This is a genomic window from Micromonospora sp. AMSO12t, assembly GCF_008806585.1.
Classification (GTDB): domain Bacteria; phylum Actinomycetota; class Actinomycetes; order Mycobacteriales; family Micromonosporaceae; genus Micromonospora; species Micromonospora reichwaldensis.
The window spans coordinates 1-672 of record NZ_WAAS01000560.1 but is presented as its reverse complement, the minus strand read 5'-3'; the positions used below and the strand labels follow the sequence as shown (position 1 = coordinate 672).

1 protein-coding gene is annotated in these 672 nt (G+C 72.2%); it reads left to right on the top strand.

The features are described from left to right. On the top strand, window positions 1-672 hold a 672-nt coding region (locus F6X68_RS32950), incomplete at both ends, for an AMP-binding protein (RefSeq protein WP_151457869.1).

Genomic DNA, 672 nt, shown 5'->3' with positions numbered 1-672 from the left:
AAACTCGTCGAACACACCCGACCCACCCGCGACCGCCACACCCCACCCCTCATCCAAACCGTCTTCACCACCATGGAAGGCACCGATCCGGCGCCGCTGCACACCGCCACGATGCGGCCACTGCCGATCGACGAGGGGGTCGCGAAGTTCGACCTGACCGTCCAGGTGCAGGTGGAGCCGGACGCCGTCCGGGTGCTCTTCGACTACGCCTGCGACCTGTACGAGCCCGCGACGATGGCCGAGCTGGCCGACAGCTACCGGGCCCTGGTCGCCGCCGTACTGGCCGAGCCGGACCGGCCGCTGTCCACCGTGGTCGCGGTCACGGCCGCCCAGCGGGAGCGGCTCGCCGACGCGTTGATCGCCAGCCCGGTTCCGGTCCCGCCCGGTGATCTGGGATGCGTGCCCCGGCTGGTGGCGGAGACGGCCCGACGCCAACCCGACGCGCTCGCCGTCGTCGACGGGGCGGGCGCGATCACCTACCGCGAACTCGACGAGCGGTCCAACCACCTCGCCCACCAACTCCTGCACCACGGCGCCCGACCCGACCACCCCATCGCCGTCAGCCTCCCACCGGGCACACCCGCCATCACCGCCATGCTCGCCGTCCTCAAAGCCGGCGCCGCCTACCTCCCCATCGACCCCACCGCACCCACCACACGCCGACACCACCTC